Here is a 17,384-nt window from a genome sequence, read left to right on the forward strand (position 1 = left end):
TACCAACCTGACCGGATCCTTCGTCCGACACCCGGCCGTCCGCAATCGTGCGATTTCCGTCAGGGATCATCCGGGGCGCGCAGGCCTATGCGAACGGCACGTATCACCCGCTGTCGGAACGCCTCCGGCGTTCGGCTATTCTTCCAGCTCGAAGAACTCCGCCAGGGCGGCGCCGACCTGATCCGGGGCTTCCTCCATTGCAAAATGACCAGATTCGACGGATCGATCCGTCACGCCATACGCCCAATCCCGCCAAACCGCTGCCGGATCGCCGGTGGAGGCGGGAAAGCCATGACGTGCCCAGACAAAAAGCATGGGCGCCGCAATCCGGCGCGCCGCGGCGCGATCGGCTGCATCGAGTTCCCGATCGCTATGATACCCGGCACGGTAATCCGCGCACATCGCCGTCAGTCGCGCCGGATCGGCCGCCTGCTGCCGATAGCTATCGAGCGCGTCCGTCGCGAATACATCGAGCGACTTTGTTTTCGTCCACGTCCGCAGGGTCCAGTCGATCCAAGCTTGCGCATCCCCGGCGATCAACCGCTCCGGCATCGGCGCCGGCTGGGCGAGGAAGTTCCAGTGATAAGCCGCCTGCGCCAGATCCGCCGTCCAAGCCTCCCAAAAGGAGACGGTCGGGATGACCTCCAGTATTGCCAGTCGACGCAGCCGTTCGGGGTGATCCAGCGCGAACCGATAGGCCACACGGGCCCCTCGATCATGGCCGGCAATGTCCACCCGGTCCAAGTCCAGCGCGTCGAGCACCGCCACGATGTCCCGTGCCATGCGGCGCTTGGAATAGGTCTCGTGCCCGGCATCGTCCGCCGGCGCGTCGCTGTCGCCATAGCCCCGCAGGTCGGGAAGGATGCAGCGATGCCGCGCGGTCAGCATCGGCAGGACCGGTCGCCAGCACCGGTGATTCTGCGGAAATCCGTGCAGCAGCAGGAGCGGCGACCCCTCCCCGGCCTCGTGCACGGCGATCCGCGTGCCGTCATCCGTCGTGACGTCATGCCGCTTCAACTGCATGGCGACGCCCACCGTGCCGGCTGCACGGCATAGCCGATATAGAGAGGATGCTTGGGATGCCCGTCCTTCGACAAGCCCAGCGTATCGAGCGGCCGACCCGTCCCGCGCAGCAGGCGTTCCACCTGGGCACCGCGATCGAGATACGCGCCATGCGTGCCCCAGGCGCAGACGACGCGATCCGCCCAGAGCGCGGCCTCGCGGATCGCAGCATCGTTCGCGGGGCCCCCGACCGGGTCCGAACAGGCGCGCATGTCGCGGGGATCGGTGGCGCGATATGCGAAGATGTTGGTCACGCGGAACGCGCCGAAGCCCAGCGTGCGCGCCCGTCGTTCGCAGCGCTCGACCGTCGGGTCGTTGGCCAGTTCGGTCGCGGTGGACGGGTTCAGCATCACGAAGTTGATCCGGCCGCCATCCGCGTCCCACACCCGCAAGAGGTCGAAACGATAGCGTTCGTCGTCCGAATACACCGCCGTGGAGAGGGTGCCGTCGCGGCTATGTGTCCGGGTGATCATGGTCCGGGTGATGCCAGCCCCGCCCGGGGGCTGGCAAGGTGGCAAATCAGGCCGCTGTCGGCAGATGCACGGGCCGCGGCAGGCGCGCCTCGATCACCGCGGCGGCGACGAGGGCATAGAGGATGTGCCCCCAGAGCGCGACCCAGGTGATGCCGGAGAACGCCAGGAACGGCGGGTTGCCCGCCACGAGCGAAGCCATGACGTAGAGAGCGAATATCCAGAGGACGACGCCATAGGTCGTGGCGACCACGCTCCAATGCAGCGCGGGCAGCACCCGATCCGCGATCGGACGGGCCACCAGAAGGTAGCCCAACGGGTAGGCCAACAGACCGGTCAGGGCATGCAGCGTGTGCGCGGCGCCGTTCGGGACAGTGCCGAAGACCTTGGACAGCGTCTGCTGCGCGAGGCCCACAGGGGCGAGCTTGGCGAAACCCGCAAGAGGCGAGAGCCCCTGACCGAAGAGGTCGAAGGCGACCGTGGCCAGAGCACCGGCGACGAGCACGGTCCAGGCGGTCGACGGATTGAGAAGGCGAGACATGCGATTTTCCTTTCGGCTTGCGGGGCAAGGCCGCCGCGTTTGCGTTGCCGAAAGGCCTATCCCGAAGGGTGGGCCCCATGGCACCCGCCCTCACGTCATGGTCACCGGACGCGACGGTGGGGATATGATTTTCGTGATCGACCGTAACAATCGGGGTCATGAGGACGGTACGGGCGCGCCTGTTGTTTCAGCCCGCGAACACCCGGCTGGGTTGCAGCAGGCCCGCGCGGTAGGTGCCAACCGCAACCGCACGGCCATCCAGAATTGCGGCGCAGATCTGCCCCTCTTCGGCGCCGAGTTGCACCGCGGCCGGGTTGCCATGCCGCAGGCGGACGGCCGCGACCGCGTCCACGGGCAGTGCCGGCAAATCATGGAGGCCGAGTTCGAGCGGTTGCAGCAGCGACAGCAGTTCGGGCGTCCGCGCCAGGTCTTCGATCCGGTCGGGGGCGACGGCCTCCTCGACACGGAACGGCCCCGACCACAGGCGGCGCAGGCAGACGACATGACCCAGGCAGCCCAGCGCCCGCCCCAGGTCGCGCGCGATCGACCGGACATAGCCGCCCTTGCCGCAGACCATTTCGAACGCGGCGCCGTCGTCTTCCGCCTCGGTCAGGTCGAACCGTTCGACGCGGAGCGGCCGCGCGGCCAGGTCCATGGCCACGCCGTCCCGCGCCAGGTCGTAGGCCCGCGCGCCGTCGACCTTGACGGCCGAGACCTGGGGCGGAACCTGCGTGATGTCCCCGCGAAAGGCTTGCAGGGCCGCCTCGATCGCGCCGCGATCGGGTCGCGCATCGGCGCGCCGCACGACGTCGCCGGCGGCGTCGTCGGTCGTCGTCTCGGCGCCCCAGGCCACGCGGAACCGATAGCATTTCATGGCATCCGTGACATAGGGCACGGTCTTCGTCGCCTCGCCCAGCGCCACGGCGAGCACGCCGGTCGCGTCCGGGTCCAGCGTTCCGGCATGTCCGGCCTTCTGCGCATTCAGCGCCCAGCGGACCTTGCCCACCAGCGCGGTGGAGGTGACGCCCGCAGGCTTGTCGACGATCATCCAACCATCGACGGGATTGCCCCGCTTGCGCCGTGCCATCAGCCGCGCCCCGTCACATAGAGGATCGGCCCCATCGCGCGGCCCGGATCGGACCGCCCCTGCGCCGGCGCATGCAGGCGCGAGACCGTGCCGTCGAGGAACAGCGCATCGCGGACGTCCAGCACGTCGCGGAACAGGGTCGCCATCTCGTGAAAGGTCACCGCCCCTTCGGAGATCACGAAATGCACGGTCCGCCCGTCCGGCGTGGCTCCCACGGCGTTGCGCCGTTTGAACGACATGCTGTCGGGCAGGAAGCGCGGGTGCAGCCGGCCGTCGATTACCAGCATCGGGCCGGACTGCGTCGCATGGCGGCAAGCGGGCGGTTCGTCCGCGAAGGCACGGCTTTCGATGACGTCCGCGCGGTCGTCACGGATGCAGAACACGCCGTTCGGCAACAGGCCGAAATTGCCCGGACCTTCCCGTATGACGATCCGTTTGGATTGCTTGCCGTCCTCGACATAGAGACCGACGGGCCGGCGGTCCTGATGGTACATTCCGCCGTTCATGGCGAAGTGGATGGGTGCGTCGACCTTTGCCTGGAGCGCGTCGAACTCACCGAGCGGCAGGCCATCGACGCCGTTCAGCCGCAGCCCGATTTCCTGCCTTGCCAGATCGGCGGTGCAGACGGTGAACGTGCGCCCGCGGTGGTCGACGGACTCGCAGGCGTCGGCCAGGCCGGTCAGTGCCAGCAGGCAGGCGAGCGCCCGCAGGATCATTGCCCGCCATCCCCGCGCCCGTCATCGGCGTCGGACCCTCCGTCGGCGCGGATGTCGCGCTGCACCTTCGCGTCCGCGAACATCCGGCGCGTGTCATCCATCCGGTCGAAGGTCTCGTCGATGCGGAACCGAAGGTCGGGCGCGAATTTCAGCGTCATCTCCTTCGAGATCGCGCGCCGTAATTCGCCCTTGTTGCGCTTGAGCGCCGCGATCGCCGCCTCGCGGTCCTTGCCGCCCAGCGGCAGGACCCAGGCCGTGGCGATCTTCAGGTCGGGGCTGGCGGTGACCTCGCCGACCGTGATCGACATGCGCTGAAGTTCCGGGTCGTGGATGTCGCCCCGCGCCAGCACGTCCGAGAGGGTGCGCCGGATCAGCTCTCCGACGCGCAGCTGGCGCTGCGACGGGCCGCGGTCGTGGTCATTGCGGGATCGTGCCATTGCTCGTCTCCTGTCGGGAAAGGGGCAGATATTCGCGACGGCGCGCGCCCGCAACCGTTGCATGGACCGCCCCCTTGGACCAAGAGGGGGCCGGTCATGGAGGGCAAGATGCAGACACCGGGTATCGTCGTGATGGGCGGGTCGGGCCGCATGGGCCGGATGCTGTGCGATCTGATCCAGTCGTCGGAGGCCGCGCACCTCGTCGGCGTGACCGAGGCGCCGGGCCATGACTGGGTCGGGCAGGATCTGGGCACGGTGCGCGGCGGGGCGCCCGACGGCGTGCCGGTCACCGACGACCCGATCGAGGTCGTGGCGAAGGCACAGGCGGTCATCGACTTCACCACGCCCGCGGCGACCGTCGGCATGTCGGAGCTCTGCGCGCAGGCCCGCGCCGTTCACGTGGTCGGCACCACCGGACTTGCCGCGGACGACATCGCCGCGCTGGACCGCGCCGCGCGGCATGCGACCGTCGTGCGCGCGGGCAATATGTCGCTGGGGGTGAACCTCCTGACGCAGCTGGTGCGGCAGGTCGCCGGTGCCCTGGACGCCGACTACGATATCGAGATCGTCGAGACGCATCACCGGCACAAGGTCGACGCCCCTTCGGGCACCGCGCTGATGCTGGGCGAGGCCGCGGCCGAGGGACGGGGCATGCCCCTCGACCAGGTGGCGGATCGCGGGCGCGACGGCATGACCGGACGGCGCGCCCGGGGCGCCATCGGGTTCCACGCCGTCCGGGGCGGCGACGTGGTGGGCGATCACGATGTCATTTTCGCCGGCGAGGGCGAGCGCATCGTCCTGCGGCACGCGGCAACCGACCGCAGCGTCTTTGCCCGCGGGGCCCTCAAGGCGGCGCTCTGGGGCCAGGGCAAGGGACCGGGCGCCTTCGACATGCTGGATGTGTTGGGTTTGCGTTAGGAAAATCGCGCTATGTTCTTCCCGATAACGTCGAGGGTTTCATGCGCGCGCTTCTCTTCCTTCTCGTCTTCCCCTACCCCGCCGCGGCGTTCGAGGCCGTGACCTCGCGCGACGCCTTCGTCGCGCTCACCGCAGGCAAGCGGCTGATGGGGGATGGCGTTTCGCTGCAGGTCCTGCCCGACGGCCGCATCACGGGTCGCGGCTTCGGATTGCGCGTGTCGGGGACCTGGGCATGGCGGGACGGGCTGTTCTGTCGAACGCTGGATACGGCGCTGCGCGACTTCCCCCTGAACTGCCAGACCGTCGCGATCCAGGGTGACGTGCTGCGATTCCGTGCCGACCGGGGCACGGGCGACGTGGCCGACCTGCGCCTGCGCTAGAAGTCGATCGCCAAGCCCTTCAATTCCCAGTCGCCATAGCGGACCGGCTCCGGTCCGTCGCGACCGCCCAGTTCGGGCGGCAGGTCGGGGTCGGTTCTGGCGCGGGCTTCCGCTTCCTCCAGCGCGCGGCGGGCAACGTCAGACAGGGCCGCGCGACGGGCGATTTCCGCCTCGGGCGACAGCGGCGTCAGATCGACCCCGCGTCCACGCGGAGTCGTCGGGCAGGCCGGCGCGTCCTCGGCGGCCGGCGGCAGGGCGGACGGGTCGACGGTCATGCGATCGGCCATGGCAGGCTCCTTGCCGGGGGATGGCTTTGGATATACGTCGCGGCAGTTCCAGCGCAAGGATCGCCCACCCATGACGGCACATCCCGACAGCCTCTCCGCACGTATCGGCGCGCTCCGCCTGCTGGCGCATGTCCTGCGCGACGGCCGGATGCTGACCGATGGCGAAAGCGGTCAGACCGGGGCCGATGCGGCGCGCGCGTTGCGTCTGGCCGGGCTCGTCCTGCGGCACATGGGCCGGGCCGATGCCCTCCTGAAGACGCGGATGCAGCGGCAGCCCGCCGCGCGTATACGGGACATCCTGCGCCTGGCACTGGTGGAGCTGTTCGTGGAAGGCGCCGCGCCGCATGGGGTGGTCAACGACGCCGTCGCACTGGCACGCATGTCGCCCCGCACCGCCAAACAGGCCGGGCTGGTGAACGCGGTCCTTCGCGGCCTGGCTGGGGCCGGCCCCGAATGGGCGGCCCTGCCCCCGCCCGCCCTGCCCGCCTGGCTGCGCAAGCCGTTGGCCAAGGCCTGGGGGCGGGACCGACTGGAGGCGATCGAGGCCGCGCATCTGAACCCGGCGCCGCTGGACCTGACGCCCAAGTCCGGGGTGTCGGGCGAGGCGTTGGGGGAGCTGGGCGCGACGCGCCTGCCCACCGGATCCCTGCGACTCGAGGGGGGGCAGGTTTCCGCGCTGCCCGGCTACGCGTCCGGCGACTGGTGGGTGCAGGATGCCGCCGCGGCGGTTCCGGCCCGCCTTTTGGGCGACTTGGCGGGCGCGGACGTGCTTGACCTCTGCGCCGCGCCGGGCGGCAAGACGATGCAGCTTGCCGCGGCCGGCGCCCGCGTCACCGCACTGGACCTTTCAGCCAAACGCCTGAAACGGCTGCATGCGAACCTCGAACGGACGGGGTTGGAGGCGACCGTCGTCGAAGCGGACGCGCTGGATTGGCAGCCCGGGGCGCCGTTCGACGCGGTCCTGCTGGACGCACCCTGCACCGCCACCGGCACGATCCGCCGCCACCCGGACCTGCCGCACCTGCGCGCGGCCCGCGATGTTGAGGCGCTGACAACGCTGCAGTACCGCCTGCTCGACCGCGCGCTGGGCTTCCTGCGGCCGGGCGGGCGGCTGGTCTTCTGCACCTGCTCGCTCCTGCCGGTCGAAGGGGAGCATCAGGTCGGTGCCGCCCTGAAGCGCCATCCCGGGCTGACGGCGGAGGCGCTGGACCCCGCCGCCTATGGCCTGCCGCCCGAGGCGACCGGGGCGCATGGCCTGCGCCTGTTGCCCGATCTCTGGCCCGAGCGGGGCGGCATGGACGGGTTCTACATGGCGGCCCTGCGGAAGCCCGGGTGACAGGGCCGTCCGTGGCGCATATCCTTCCGGCGGTATGGGCCGGGACAGGTCCACCGGGGGCAGTGGAATGACGGCACACACCTTCAGCGAGAGATTGCGCACACGCCTGGCCGTGCTGCGCGCACGTCCCCGCCGCGGACCGCGCAGCCTGGTCTGGCAGCCCGAGCCGCGCGGCACCGGATCGACCGGGCGCGGCCGCCAGATCGCCGCCGGGATCTGGCATTTCGCCGGTGAGGTGGTCGAGGCGCCGGGCACCATCCCGTGGGACATCGACACCCCGTCCACCCCGTTCGAGATGCAGCTGCACGGGCAAGGCTGGCTCGACGATCTGCTGGCACTGGGCACGGCCGATGCACGCAAGGTCGCGCAGGTCTGGATCCTTGACTGGGCCCGCAGGTACGGGCGCGGCAGCGGTCCGGGCTGGGATGCGGCGCTGACGGGGCGACGCCTGCTGCGCCAGATCAGCCATGCCCCGGTCCTGCTGCGCGGGATGGAGGCGTCGGACCAGGCGCGGTTCTTCGACCTGCTCTATACCCAGGCGGGCTTTCTGCGCCGCCGGTGGCCCGCGACCGCCGCAGGCCTGCCGCGGATGGAGGCGCTGACCGGCCTTCTCTATGCCGGGCTGACGCTGGAGGGCACCGCGCAGCTGGCAAGCGAGACGGCGCATGCCCTATCGGACGCGGCGGAGCAGGACGTGGGCGAGGATGGCGGCATCGCCTCGCGCAACCCCGAGGCGCTCCTCGAGGTGGGCATGCTGCTCGGCTGGTCGATCGACGCACTGCGTCCGATGGGTGACGTCCCCCCGGGCCTGCTCGCCGCGCAGTCCAGGCTGGTGCCGACGCTGCGCAGCCTGCGTCACGCCGATGGCGGGCTCGCGCGGTTCCACGGCGGTGGGCGGGGCAGGATCGGACGCGTGGACCGGGTGCTGGCGGATTCGGGCATACGCGCGCGCAACGACAGCGGACTGGCGATGGGGTTCGCGCCGATGGCGCATGGCCGCACGTCGGTCATCGTCGACGCCACACGTCCGCCGCGCGGCGTGGTCTCGGGTTCGGCCCATGCCTCCACCCTGGCGTTCGAGATGACGAGCGGGGCCTGTCCCGTCATCGTCAATTGCGGGCCGGGCGGTGCCTTCGGGCCGGACTGGCACCTGGCGGGCCGGGCGACGGCATCGCATTCGACGCTGGCGATCGAGGGCTTCTCTTCCTCGCGGGTGGGGCCGGTGCTGGTGCATTCGGGTCGCCGGGTCGCGCCGCTGATCCAGACGCCGCGCAAGGTGCAATGGCAGCGCAGCGCCTCGCGACGCGCCTCGACCCTGATCGCGAGCCATGACGGCTATGGCCCGAGCCATGGGCTGACCCATCTGCGCCGGCTGGTCCTGTCCACCGACGGCCGCGTGCTGGAGGGCGAGGACAGCCTGCGCGCGGTCACCGGGGCCGACAAGGAGCGGTTCGAGGACGCGCAGACGCGGGCGCAGCTTCAGGGCATAGGCTTCGACATCCGCTTTCACCTTCACCCCGATTCCCAGGCCGAGATCGACATGGGCGGTCGCGCGGTGTCGATCACCCTGTCTTCCGGCGAGGTCTGGGTGTTCCGTCCGCGCAGCGGCACCGAGATCGCGCTCGCGCCCTCGGTCCACCTGGAGCCGGGCCGGTTGAAGCCACGGCCGTCGCAGCAGGTGGTTTTATCCGACCGCATCGTGTCCTATGCCGCGACCATCGACTGGACCCTCACCCGCGCGCAGGAGGCGACGGAACTGCCGCCGCCGTCGCCCGACACGATCTGACCGACCAAGGATGCCCCGATGACGACCGTCCCGCTGAAACGCGCCCTCCTCTCCGTGTCGGAGAAGCAAGGACTGGTCGACCTCGGCCGCGCCCTGGCCCGCCGGGGGGTGGAGCTGCTGTCGACGGGCGGCTCGGCCAGGGCCCTGCGCGAGGCCGGGCTCGACGTGCGCGACGTGTCCGACGCGACCGGTTTTCCCGAGATGATGGACGGCCGGGTCAAGACGCTGCATCCGGCGATCCACGGGGGGCTGCTGGCGCTGCGCGACGACCCCGCCCATCGCGAGGCGATGGAGGCGCATGGCATCGGCGCCATCGACCTGCTGGTGGTGAACCTCTACCCGTTCGAGGCGACGGTGGCCTCCGGCGCGGATCCCGCGGCCTGCATCGAGAATATCGACATCGGCGGGCCGGCCATGATCCGGGCCGGTGCGAAGAACCCCGCCTGGACCTGCGTGGTGACCGACCCCGAGGATTACGACGACCTGCTGGCCGAACTGGACGTCAATGACGGCGGAACCACCCTTTCCTTCCGGCAGCGGCAGGCGGCGCGCGCCTTCGGGCGCACGGCGGCCTATGACGCCGCCGTCGCCACCTGGATGGCCCGCTTCGAGGAAACGCCGCGCCGCGTCGCCGCCGCGGGCCGCCTGGTTCAGCCGCTGCGCTACGGCGAAAATCCGCATCAGGGCGCCGCGTTCTACTCCGACGGCAGCGACCGGCCCGGCGTGGCCACCGCCGCGCAACTTCAGGGCAAGGCGCTGAGCTACAACAATATCAACGATACCGACGCTGCCGTCGAACTGGTGGCCGAGTTCGATGCCCCGGCCGTCGTCATCGTCAAGCACGCCAATCCCTGCGGCGTGGCGACGGGCGACAGCCTTGCGCAGGCCTATGCCCGCGCCTTCGACTGCGACCGGACGTCGGCGTTCGGCGGGATCGTGGCGCTGAACGGAACGCTGGACGAAGAGACGGCCCGTGCCATCGCCGGCGTCTTCACCGAGGTCGTCATCGCGCCCGACGCCACCGACGGCGCGCGGGAGGTCTTCGCCGCCAGGAAGAACCTGCGTCTGTTGACAACGGGCCGCCTGCCCGACCCGACGGCCCCGCGCCGCGCGATGAAACAGGTGGCCGGCGGCTGGCTGGTGCAGGATCACGATAACGGCCGGCTGAGCCCCGACGACCTGCGCGTGGTCACGAAGCGCAGCCCCTCGGATGATCAGATGCGCGACCTGCTGTTCGCATGGAAGGTCGCCAAGCATGTGAAGTCGAACGCCATCGTCTATGCCAGGGACGGCGCGACCGTGGGCATCGGCGCGGGACAGATGAGCCGGGTCGACAGCTCGCGCATCGCCGCGCGCAAGGCGCTCGACATGGCCGAGGCGCTGGATCTGGCGCAATCGCCCGCACGCGACGCGGTGCTGGCCTCGGAAGCGTTCTTTCCGTTTCCCGACGGCCTGCTCGCCGCGGCGGAGGCGGGCGCCAGGGCGGTGATCCAGCCCGGTGGGTCCATGCGCGACGACGAGGTGATCGCCGCCGCCGACGGCGCGGGGCTGGCGATGGTGTTCACCGCCATGCGGCACTTCCGTCACTGATGCGCGCGCTCTGGCTTTCCGCACTGGCGGCCTTCGCCGTCGATCAGGCGTCGAAGATCGTGGTGGTGCATCTCCTCGACCTCAAGTCGCGGCTGTTCCTGCCGGTGGCGCCCCCCTATCTGACCTTCCGCATGGGCTGGAACGAGGGGATCAATTTCGGCGTCCTGTCGGGCGTGGGCGCGCGATGGCTGCTGGTGGCGCTGGCGGTGGGCGTTTCCATCGCCCTCGTTCGCTGGGCGCGCGGGTTCACCCGGCCGATGGCCCGCGTGTCGGTCGGGCTGGTGATCGGGGGCGCGCTGGCCAACGCGCTCGACCGGGTGCTGTACGGGGCGGTGGCAGATTTCCTGAACATGTCCTGCTGCGGGATCGACAACCCCTATGCGTTCAACCTGGCCGATGTGTTCATCTTCGCCGGGGTGTTCGGCCTGTTCATCTGGCCCGAGGATCGCAAGCCCAAGACCCCGTGACGCCGCAACGGGGTTGCGCTAGAAGCGGGGCGAACCGGCGGAGGGAAGGGCTGCATATGATCGGACGTTTGGGCATCGCATGCGCCCTGATTGTGTCGCTGACCGCCTGCGCGCGCGAGAACCCGACGCTGTTTAACGTCCGCAAGGCCGATCGCACGCCCGATGAATTCTCGATCCTGCCGACGCGGCCGCTGCAGACGCCGCCCGATCTGGCCGCCCTTCCGACGCCCACGCCCGGCGGCGCGAACCTGGTCGATCCGGCGCCCAAGGCGCAGGCGATCGCCGCGCTGGGCGGACGCGCGGATGGCGGCGGGGGCGCGGATGGCCCGCTGGTGGCCAGTGTGTCGCGCTATGGCGTGCAGGAAGACATCCGCGGTGTGCTTGCGGCCGAGGACCTGGCCTTCCGCCGCGCCAATGACGGACGCCTGCTGGAGCGGGTGTTCAACGTGAACGTCTACTACCGCGCCTATCGGCCGCAGTCGCTGGATCAATATGCCGAGCTTTACCGCCTGCGCCGTGCGGGCGTGCGGACCGTGGCGGCGCCGCCGGATCCGGCCGCGGCTGAGTGAGGGTGACGTAACGTCGGGTCACGACCTCGTCATCCGATACGGCGCCGTGAACCTTTGAAATGCCCGGCCGTGCCCCGTATCTGGGATGCGACCGCTCTCGCAGATCGGAGATATCCTTTGCGACACCTGTTCTTCGCCGCCCTTCTGGCCGCGTCCCCGCTGGCCGCGCAGACCGAAGCCGTCGCCACCGGCCCCGAAGCGACGGCGGCCATCGACGAGACCGTGACGACCTTCACGCTCGACAACGGGCTCGACGCGATCGTGATCGAGGACCACCGCGCCCCGGTCGTCGTCCACATGGTCTGGTACGATGTCGGTGCCGCCGACGAGCCCCCGCGCAAGTCCGGCATCGCGCATTTCCTGGAACACCTGATGTTCAAGGGCACCGACGAGTTGGAGCCGGGCGAGTTCAGCCGGACCGTCGAGGCGCAGGGCGGATCGGACAACGCCTTCACCAGCAGCGACTATACCGGCTATTTCCAGCGGGTCGCCTCGGACCGCCTGGAGTTGATGATGCGGATGGAGGCGGACCGGATGCGCGATCTCGTCCTCGACGACGAGGACATGCTGACCGAGCGTGACGTGGTTCTGGAAGAGCGCGCCCAGCGGACCGACTCCAACCCCGGCGCGCTTTTCGCCGAGATGCGCGACGCGGTTCAGTACCTCAACCATCCCTACGGCATTCCCGTCATCGGCTGGAAGCACGAGATCGAGACGCTGACGCTTGAGGACGCGCTGGACTTCTACCGGACCTATTACGCGCCCAACAACGCCACGCTGATCGTCGCGGGCGATGTCGACCCCGAGGAGGTTCGCCGACTGGCCGAAACTCATTACGGCCCGCTGGCGCCGACGCCCGAATTGGGCCCGCGCGTCCGCCCCGGGGAGCCGCCGCAGATCGCGCCCCGCCGCCTGGCCTTCGAGGACGAGCGCGTCTCGAACCCCTACGTCATCCGCACCTACCTCGCGCCGGAGCGCGACCCCGGCGACCAGGAGGCGGCCGCCGCGCTGACGATCCTGGCCGAGATCCTGGGCGGGTCGTCGCAGACCTCGATCATGGGCCTCATCCTGGAGCAGGAGGAGAAGAGCGCGCTTTATACGTCGGCCTTCTACTCGGGGCTCAACTATGACGACACGACCTTCGGCCTCGTCGTGATGCCGATTCCGGGACGCACGCTCCAGGAGGCCGAGGCGGACATGGACCGCATGATCGAGATCCTTCTCGCCGACGGCATCGACGCCGCGCAGTTGGAACGCATCAAGGCGCAGGTCCGCGCCTCCGAAATCTATGGTCGCGACAGCCTGCAGGGCCGCGCGCGTGAATACGGCGTGGCCGTCACCAGCGGACTGACGGTGCAGGACGTGGCCGATTGGCCGCGCCTGCTGGAGGCCGTGACCGAAGAGGACGTGCTGGCCGCCGCGCGGCGCGTCTTCGACCTCGACAAGTCAGTGACGGGCTATCTTCAGAAGCCCGCGCCGACCCCCGAGCCCGCCCCCGAGCCCGCCCCCGAGGAGGAGACCGAATGATCCGCGTCATCTGCACGCTTGCCGCGCTTCTGCTGCCGATCAAGGCCTTCGCGATCGAGATCAAGGAGGTCACGTCGCCCGGCGGCATCACCGCATGGCTGGTGGAGGAACATTCGATCCCCTTCGTCGCAATGGACATCCGATTCGAGGGCGGCGCCAACGAGGACGCGCCCGACAAGCGTGGCGCGACCCATTTGATGATGGGACTACTGGAGGAAGGCGCCGCGGACATGACCGCGCGCGAGTTCGCCGAGGCCGCCGAGGCGCTTGCCGCGCGGATGTCGTTCGACGCCTACAGCGATACCGTGTCGGTCGAGATCCAGTTCCTGACCGAGAACCGGGATGCCAGCGTCGACCTGCTGCGCGATGCGCTCCTCGCGCCCCATTTCGACGCCGACGCGGTCGAGCGGATCCGCGAGCAGGCGCTGGCAGGTCTGGCCGCCGACGCGCGCGACCCGCAGGAGATCGCTTCCAAGACCTTGGCTGCACTCAGCTTTTCCGAACATCCCTACGGCACGCCGCTGGAAGGGACGCCCGAGACGATCGCCGCACTGAACATCGAGGACCTGCGCGCCGCGCATGGCCGCGCGCTGACGCGTGACCGGGTCCATGTCGGCGTGACCGGCGACATCACGGCCGAGGAGCTGGCCCCCCTGCTCGACCGCCTGCTGGGCGACCTGCCGGAAAGTTCGGGCACGACGGTCGGGACGGCCGATCACCGGCTTGAAGGCGGCGTCACGGTGGTCGAGTTCCCGTCGCCGCAATCGGCAGTTCTGTTCGGGCAGGAGGGCATCGCCTTCGAGGATCCCGACTATTTTTCGGCCTTCGTTCTCAACCACATCCTCGGCGGCTCCGGCTTCGCGTCGCGGCTGATGCGCGAGGTCCGCGAGGAACGCGGCTTGACCTATGGCATCGGCACCTACCTGGCGCCGCGCGATTTCGCCGCGCAGATCCTGGGCCAGTTCTCCTCCTCCAACGACAAGGCGGCCGAGGCGATCGAGATCGTCCGCGCGGAATGGGCCCGGATGGCCTCGGAGGGTGTCAGCGAGACCGAGCTGGAGACCGCTAAGACGTTCCTGACGGGCGCTTATCCGCTGCGCTTCGACGGCAATGCAAACATCGCCTCGATCCTGGCCGGGATGCAGGTCACGGGGCTTCCCATCGACTACATCGACAGCCGCAACGACCGCATCGAGGCCGTGAGCCTGGACGATATCCGACGTGTGGCCGCCCGCCTTCTGCGCCCGGATGCGCTGCATTTTGTGGTCGTCGGCCAGCCCGAGGGAATCGTCAGCGGCAACCTTTGACCTGGGTGGCAGAATCGGCGGCGCGCATGCTACCCCTTGGGTCATGGGCGTCGCCGACCGCAATATGATCCTTCCCCGTATCCGTCAGCTGGACGAAGGGGCCGTGAACCGCATCGCCGCCGGCGAGGTGGTCGAACGTCCGGCCAGCGCAGTGAAGGAGTTGGTCGAGAACGCCCTGGACGCCCGCGCCACGCGCATCACGATCGACATCGCCGATGGCGGCCGGACCCTGATCCGCGTCACCGATGACGGCCACGGGATCGAGGCGACGGATCTGCCCCTGGCCCTGTCGCGGCATGCGACCAGCAAGATCGACGGCAGCAACCTTCTAAACATCCATTCCTTCGGCTTCCGGGGCGAGGCGCTGCCCTCGCTGGGGGCCGTCGGGCGACTGACGATCACGTCGCGCGCGGCGGGCGCGGACGGGGCCGCGACCATCCATGTCTCCGGCGGGCGGATCGACCCGGTACGTCCGGCCGCGCTGCGCAGCGGCACCGTGGTGGAACTGCGCGACCTGTTCCACGCCACGCCGGCGCGCCTGAAGTTCCTTAAATCCGAACGGTCGGAGGCGATGGCCATCGCGGATGTCGTCCGGCGCCTGGCCATGGCCGAACCGGGCGTCGCCTTCACCTTGCGCGACCTGTCCGACGGCAGCGAGCGGCAGGTGTTCCGCGCCGACGCCGCCGCCGAACGGGCCGCGCGGCTGGCCGTCATCCTCGGGCGCGATTTCGCCCGGAACGCGTTGGCCGTCGATGCGACGCGCGACGGAATCCGCCTGACCGGCCATGCCGGGCTGCCGACGTTCTCGCGCGGCAACGCGGTGCATCAGTACCTGTTCGTGAACGGCCGCCCGGTCCGCGACCGGATGCTGACCGGCGCGCTGCGGGGGGCCTATGCCGACGTGCTGGCCAAGGACCGGCACGCCGTTGCGGCACTGTTCGTGACCTGCGATCCGGTGCTTGTCGACTGCAACGTCCACCCCGCCAAGACCGAGGTACGGTTCCGCGACGCGGGAATCGTGCGCGGGCTGATCGTCTCGGGCCTGCGGCACGCCTTGGCGGAAGCCGGGCACCGCGCCTCGACGACCGTGGCGGACGCGACGCTGGGCGCGATGCGGCCCGAACGGCCGGCCATGCCGATCTATCAGATGGACCGCCCCGGGCCGGCGGCGCGGGCGGCCGGATATGCCGCGCAGATGCCCGGATTTTCCGAAGCCCCTTCCGCCCGGGTCGAGCCGCCCAGTCCCGGCACACCGGCCGAAGATGGCCCGTTGGGCGCGGCCCGCGCACAGCTGCACGAGAACTGGATCGTCGCGCAGACCGCGTCGGGCATCGTCATCGTCGACCAGCATGCGGCGCACGAACGACTTGTCTATGAACGCCTCAAGGCGCAGATGCGCGACCGGGGCGTGGCTGCGCAGGCCCTGTTGATCCCCGAGATCGTGGAGGTCGGCGCGGAGGCCGCCGAACGGCTCACGGCGCTGGATCTGGCCCGGCTCGGCCTTGCGGTGGAGCCGTTCGGCCCCGGCACCGTCGCCATCCGCGAAACGCCCGCGATCCTTGGCCCGGTCTCGGCCGAGGCGCTTGTCCGCGACATCCTGGAGGAGATCGAGGCCGAGGAAGAGGGCGACCCGCTGACGCTGCAATCCCGCCTCGACGCGATCCTCAGCCGGATGGCCTGCCATGGTTCGGTCCGGTCGGGCCGGCGCATGACCGGGCCCGAGATGAACGCCCTCCTGCGCGAGATGGAGGCAACGCCCAGCTCGGGGCAGTGCAACCACGGGCGGCCGACCTATGTCGAACTCCGGCTTGCGGATATCGAGCGGCTGTTCGGGCGGACATGACGCTCGATCTCGCCGATCCGTTGCCGCTCGGGCTTCTGGCCGGCGGCCTGTGCGTCCTGGGCTTGGTGGCGCTGCTCCTGTCGCTGACCTCGCGGCTGCGCGACATGACGCAGGCGCAGGCCCGGCTGACCGGCGGGCTCGCAGCCCTGACCGAAGCCCAACGCCGCTCGGAGGCCCAGGTCGGCACGGCGCTGGGCGACAGCGCGACGCGGACCGCCCGTGCCCTCGGCGAATTGCAGGAGCGGCTGGCCACCATCGACCGCGCGCAAGCCAAGATCGAGGCGCTATCGGGCGACGTGCTCGGGCTGCAGGACATCCTGTCGAACAAGCAGACCCGCGGCGCCTTTGGCGAGATCCAGTTGCGCGACATCGTGGCGAAGGCCCTGCCGCCCGATGCGTTCGCCTGGCAGGCCCAGCTGTCGAACGGGCGGCGCGCGGATTGCCTGATCCACATGCCGGATCCGCCCGGGCCGCTGGTGATCGACGCCAAGTTCCCGCTGGAAAGCTACGAGGCGCTGGTGGCCGATCCGCGCGACGCGCGCGCGCAGACCGCGTTCCGGGCCGCCGTGCGCACGCATCTGCGGGCCATCGCGGACCGCTACATCCTGCCGGGCGAGACGGCGGACGGGGCCTGCATGTTCCTGCCCTCCGAAGCGATCTATGCCGAACTGCACGCGAATTTCCCCGAGATCGTGCGCGAGGGATTCGCCCTTCGCGTCTGGATCGTATCGCCCACCACCTGCATGGCGACGCTGAACACGCTGCGTGCCATCCTCAAGGATCACCGGATGCGGGCCCAGGCCGGTGAGATCCGCAAGTCGCTGGCCGCCCTGGGTCGCGACGTCGCGCTGATCGCCGAGCGGGCGGCCAAGCTGGAGACGCATTTCGACCAGGCCCGGCGTGATGTCGAAGGAATTGCAACCGCCGCCGGTCGCGCGGCGAAGCGCGCCGATCGACTGGACGATTTCGACTTCGAGACCGAGGCGGCAGCCATCGAAGCGCCACGGCTGGCCCCCGTCATCCGCCGTGGATAAGACCCCGCCCCCGTGCTAGCTGCCCCC

At 69.9% G+C, this 17,384-nt stretch carries 18 protein-coding genes; 11 read left to right on the forward strand and 7 right to left on the reverse strand.

The features are described 5' to 3' along the window. Window positions 1-135: 135 nt before the first annotated feature. From MWU52_RS09865 to rbfA, 6 genes are all read right to left on the reverse strand, one after another. Window positions 136-1,023 carry an alpha/beta hydrolase gene (locus MWU52_RS09865; protein WP_246951550.1) on the reverse strand — a complete coding sequence of 296 codons (888 nt, stop codon included), beginning with the start codon at window positions 1,021-1,023 and terminating at the stop codon, window positions 136-138. Beyond that, complete coding sequence (locus MWU52_RS09870; protein ID WP_246951552.1) at window positions 1,014-1,535, reverse strand: DUF1643 domain-containing protein; 522 nt, start codon at window positions 1,533-1,535, stop codon at window positions 1,014-1,016. Before MWU52_RS09870 ends, MWU52_RS09865 begins: the two co-directional genes overlap by 10 nt. 46 nt (window positions 1,536-1,581) lie before the next feature. Further along, window positions 1,582-2,073, reverse strand: a complete 492-nt coding sequence (locus tag MWU52_RS09875) for a hypothetical protein (protein ID WP_246951554.1) — start codon at window positions 2,071-2,073, stop codon at window positions 1,582-1,584. A 187-nt stretch (window positions 2,074-2,260) separates the two neighbouring features. Next, window positions 2,261-3,160 carry a tRNA pseudouridine(55) synthase TruB gene (gene truB, locus MWU52_RS09880; RefSeq protein WP_246951556.1) on the reverse strand — a complete coding sequence of 300 codons (900 nt, stop codon included), beginning with the start codon at window positions 3,158-3,160 and terminating at the stop codon, window positions 2,261-2,263. Next, complete coding sequence (locus MWU52_RS09885; RefSeq protein ID WP_246951558.1) at window positions 3,160-3,876, reverse strand: phosphodiester glycosidase family protein; 717 nt, start codon at window positions 3,874-3,876, stop codon at window positions 3,160-3,162. Before MWU52_RS09885 ends, truB begins: the two co-directional genes overlap by 1 nt. Beyond that, window positions 3,873-4,313, reverse strand: a complete 441-nt coding sequence (rbfA, locus tag MWU52_RS09890; protein ID WP_246951560.1) for a 30S ribosome-binding factor RbfA — start codon at window positions 4,311-4,313, stop codon at window positions 3,873-3,875. Before rbfA ends, MWU52_RS09885 begins: the two co-directional genes overlap by 4 nt. 108 nt (window positions 4,314-4,421) lie before the next feature. On the opposite strand from rbfA, the gene dapB reads away from it, so the two are divergent. Both dapB and MWU52_RS09900 read left to right on the forward strand, forming a co-directional pair. Beyond that, complete coding sequence (gene dapB / locus MWU52_RS09895; protein WP_246951562.1) at window positions 4,422-5,231, forward strand: 4-hydroxy-tetrahydrodipicolinate reductase; 810 nt, start codon at window positions 4,422-4,424, stop codon at window positions 5,229-5,231. 41 nt (window positions 5,232-5,272) lie between these two features. Further along, window positions 5,273-5,611 (forward strand): dihydrodipicolinate reductase, encoded by a 339-nt coding sequence (locus tag MWU52_RS09900; protein WP_246951564.1) that lies wholly within the window; start codon window positions 5,273-5,275, stop codon window positions 5,609-5,611. Here MWU52_RS09900 and MWU52_RS09905 read toward each other — a convergent pair. Beyond that, window positions 5,608-5,775: a DUF1674 domain-containing protein gene (locus MWU52_RS09905; RefSeq protein WP_246952845.1), complete on the reverse strand. Its 168-nt coding sequence runs from the start codon at window positions 5,773-5,775 to the stop codon at window positions 5,608-5,610. The genes MWU52_RS09900 and MWU52_RS09905 overlap by 4 nt on opposite strands. Window positions 5,776-5,968: 193 nt before the next feature. Here MWU52_RS09905 and MWU52_RS09910 point away from each other — a divergent pair, with 193 nt between their 5' ends. The 9 genes from MWU52_RS09910 (at window position 5,969) to rmuC (ending at window position 17,357) form a co-directional block, all read left to right on the forward strand. Beyond that, window positions 5,969-7,234: an RsmB/NOP family class I SAM-dependent RNA methyltransferase gene (locus MWU52_RS09910; RefSeq protein WP_246951566.1), complete on the forward strand. Its 1,266-nt coding sequence runs from the start codon at window positions 5,969-5,971 to the stop codon at window positions 7,232-7,234. Between the two features lie 67 nt (window positions 7,235-7,301). Further along, window positions 7,302-9,020 carry a heparinase II/III family protein gene (locus MWU52_RS09915; RefSeq protein ID WP_246951568.1) on the forward strand — a complete coding sequence of 573 codons (1,719 nt, stop codon included), beginning with the start codon at window positions 7,302-7,304 and terminating at the stop codon, window positions 9,018-9,020. An 18-nt stretch (window positions 9,021-9,038) separates the two neighbouring features. Further along, window positions 9,039-10,610: a bifunctional phosphoribosylaminoimidazolecarboxamide formyltransferase/IMP cyclohydrolase gene (gene purH, locus MWU52_RS09920; protein ID WP_246951569.1), complete on the forward strand. Its 1,572-nt coding sequence runs from the start codon at window positions 9,039-9,041 to the stop codon at window positions 10,608-10,610. Further along, a complete protein-coding gene (gene lspA / locus MWU52_RS09925; protein ID WP_246951571.1) occupies window positions 10,610-11,077 on the forward strand; it encodes a signal peptidase II in 468 nt (155 codons plus the stop codon). Before purH ends, lspA begins: the two co-directional genes overlap by 1 nt. Window positions 11,078-11,133: 56 nt before the next feature. Next, the gene (locus MWU52_RS09930; RefSeq protein ID WP_246951573.1) at window positions 11,134-11,646 is read left to right on the forward strand and encodes a DUF3035 domain-containing protein; all 513 of its coding nucleotides are present in this window, start codon (window positions 11,134-11,136) and stop codon (window positions 11,644-11,646) included. Window positions 11,647-11,805: 159 nt separating this feature from the next. Continuing rightward, window positions 11,806-13,173, forward strand: a complete 1,368-nt coding sequence (locus MWU52_RS09935; protein WP_246952847.1) for a pitrilysin family protein — start codon at window positions 11,806-11,808, stop codon at window positions 13,171-13,173. Next, window positions 13,170-14,480 carry a pitrilysin family protein gene (locus MWU52_RS09940; protein WP_246951575.1) on the forward strand — a complete coding sequence of 437 codons (1,311 nt, stop codon included), beginning with the start codon at window positions 13,170-13,172 and terminating at the stop codon, window positions 14,478-14,480. Before MWU52_RS09935 ends, MWU52_RS09940 begins: the two co-directional genes overlap by 4 nt. A 64-nt stretch (window positions 14,481-14,544) precedes the next feature. After that, window positions 14,545-16,323 (forward strand): DNA mismatch repair endonuclease MutL, encoded by a 1,779-nt coding sequence (gene mutL, locus MWU52_RS09945; RefSeq protein ID WP_246951577.1) that lies wholly within the window; start codon window positions 14,545-14,547, stop codon window positions 16,321-16,323. After that, a complete protein-coding gene (rmuC, locus tag MWU52_RS09950; RefSeq protein ID WP_246951579.1) occupies window positions 16,320-17,357 on the forward strand; it encodes a DNA recombination protein RmuC in 1,038 nt (345 codons plus the stop codon). The genes mutL and rmuC overlap by 4 nt, the downstream gene beginning before the upstream one ends. Window positions 17,358-17,384: the final 27 nt, after the last annotated feature.

The organism is Jannaschia sp. S6380, from assembly GCF_023015695.1.
GTDB lineage: Bacteria > Pseudomonadota > Alphaproteobacteria > Rhodobacterales > Rhodobacteraceae > Jannaschia.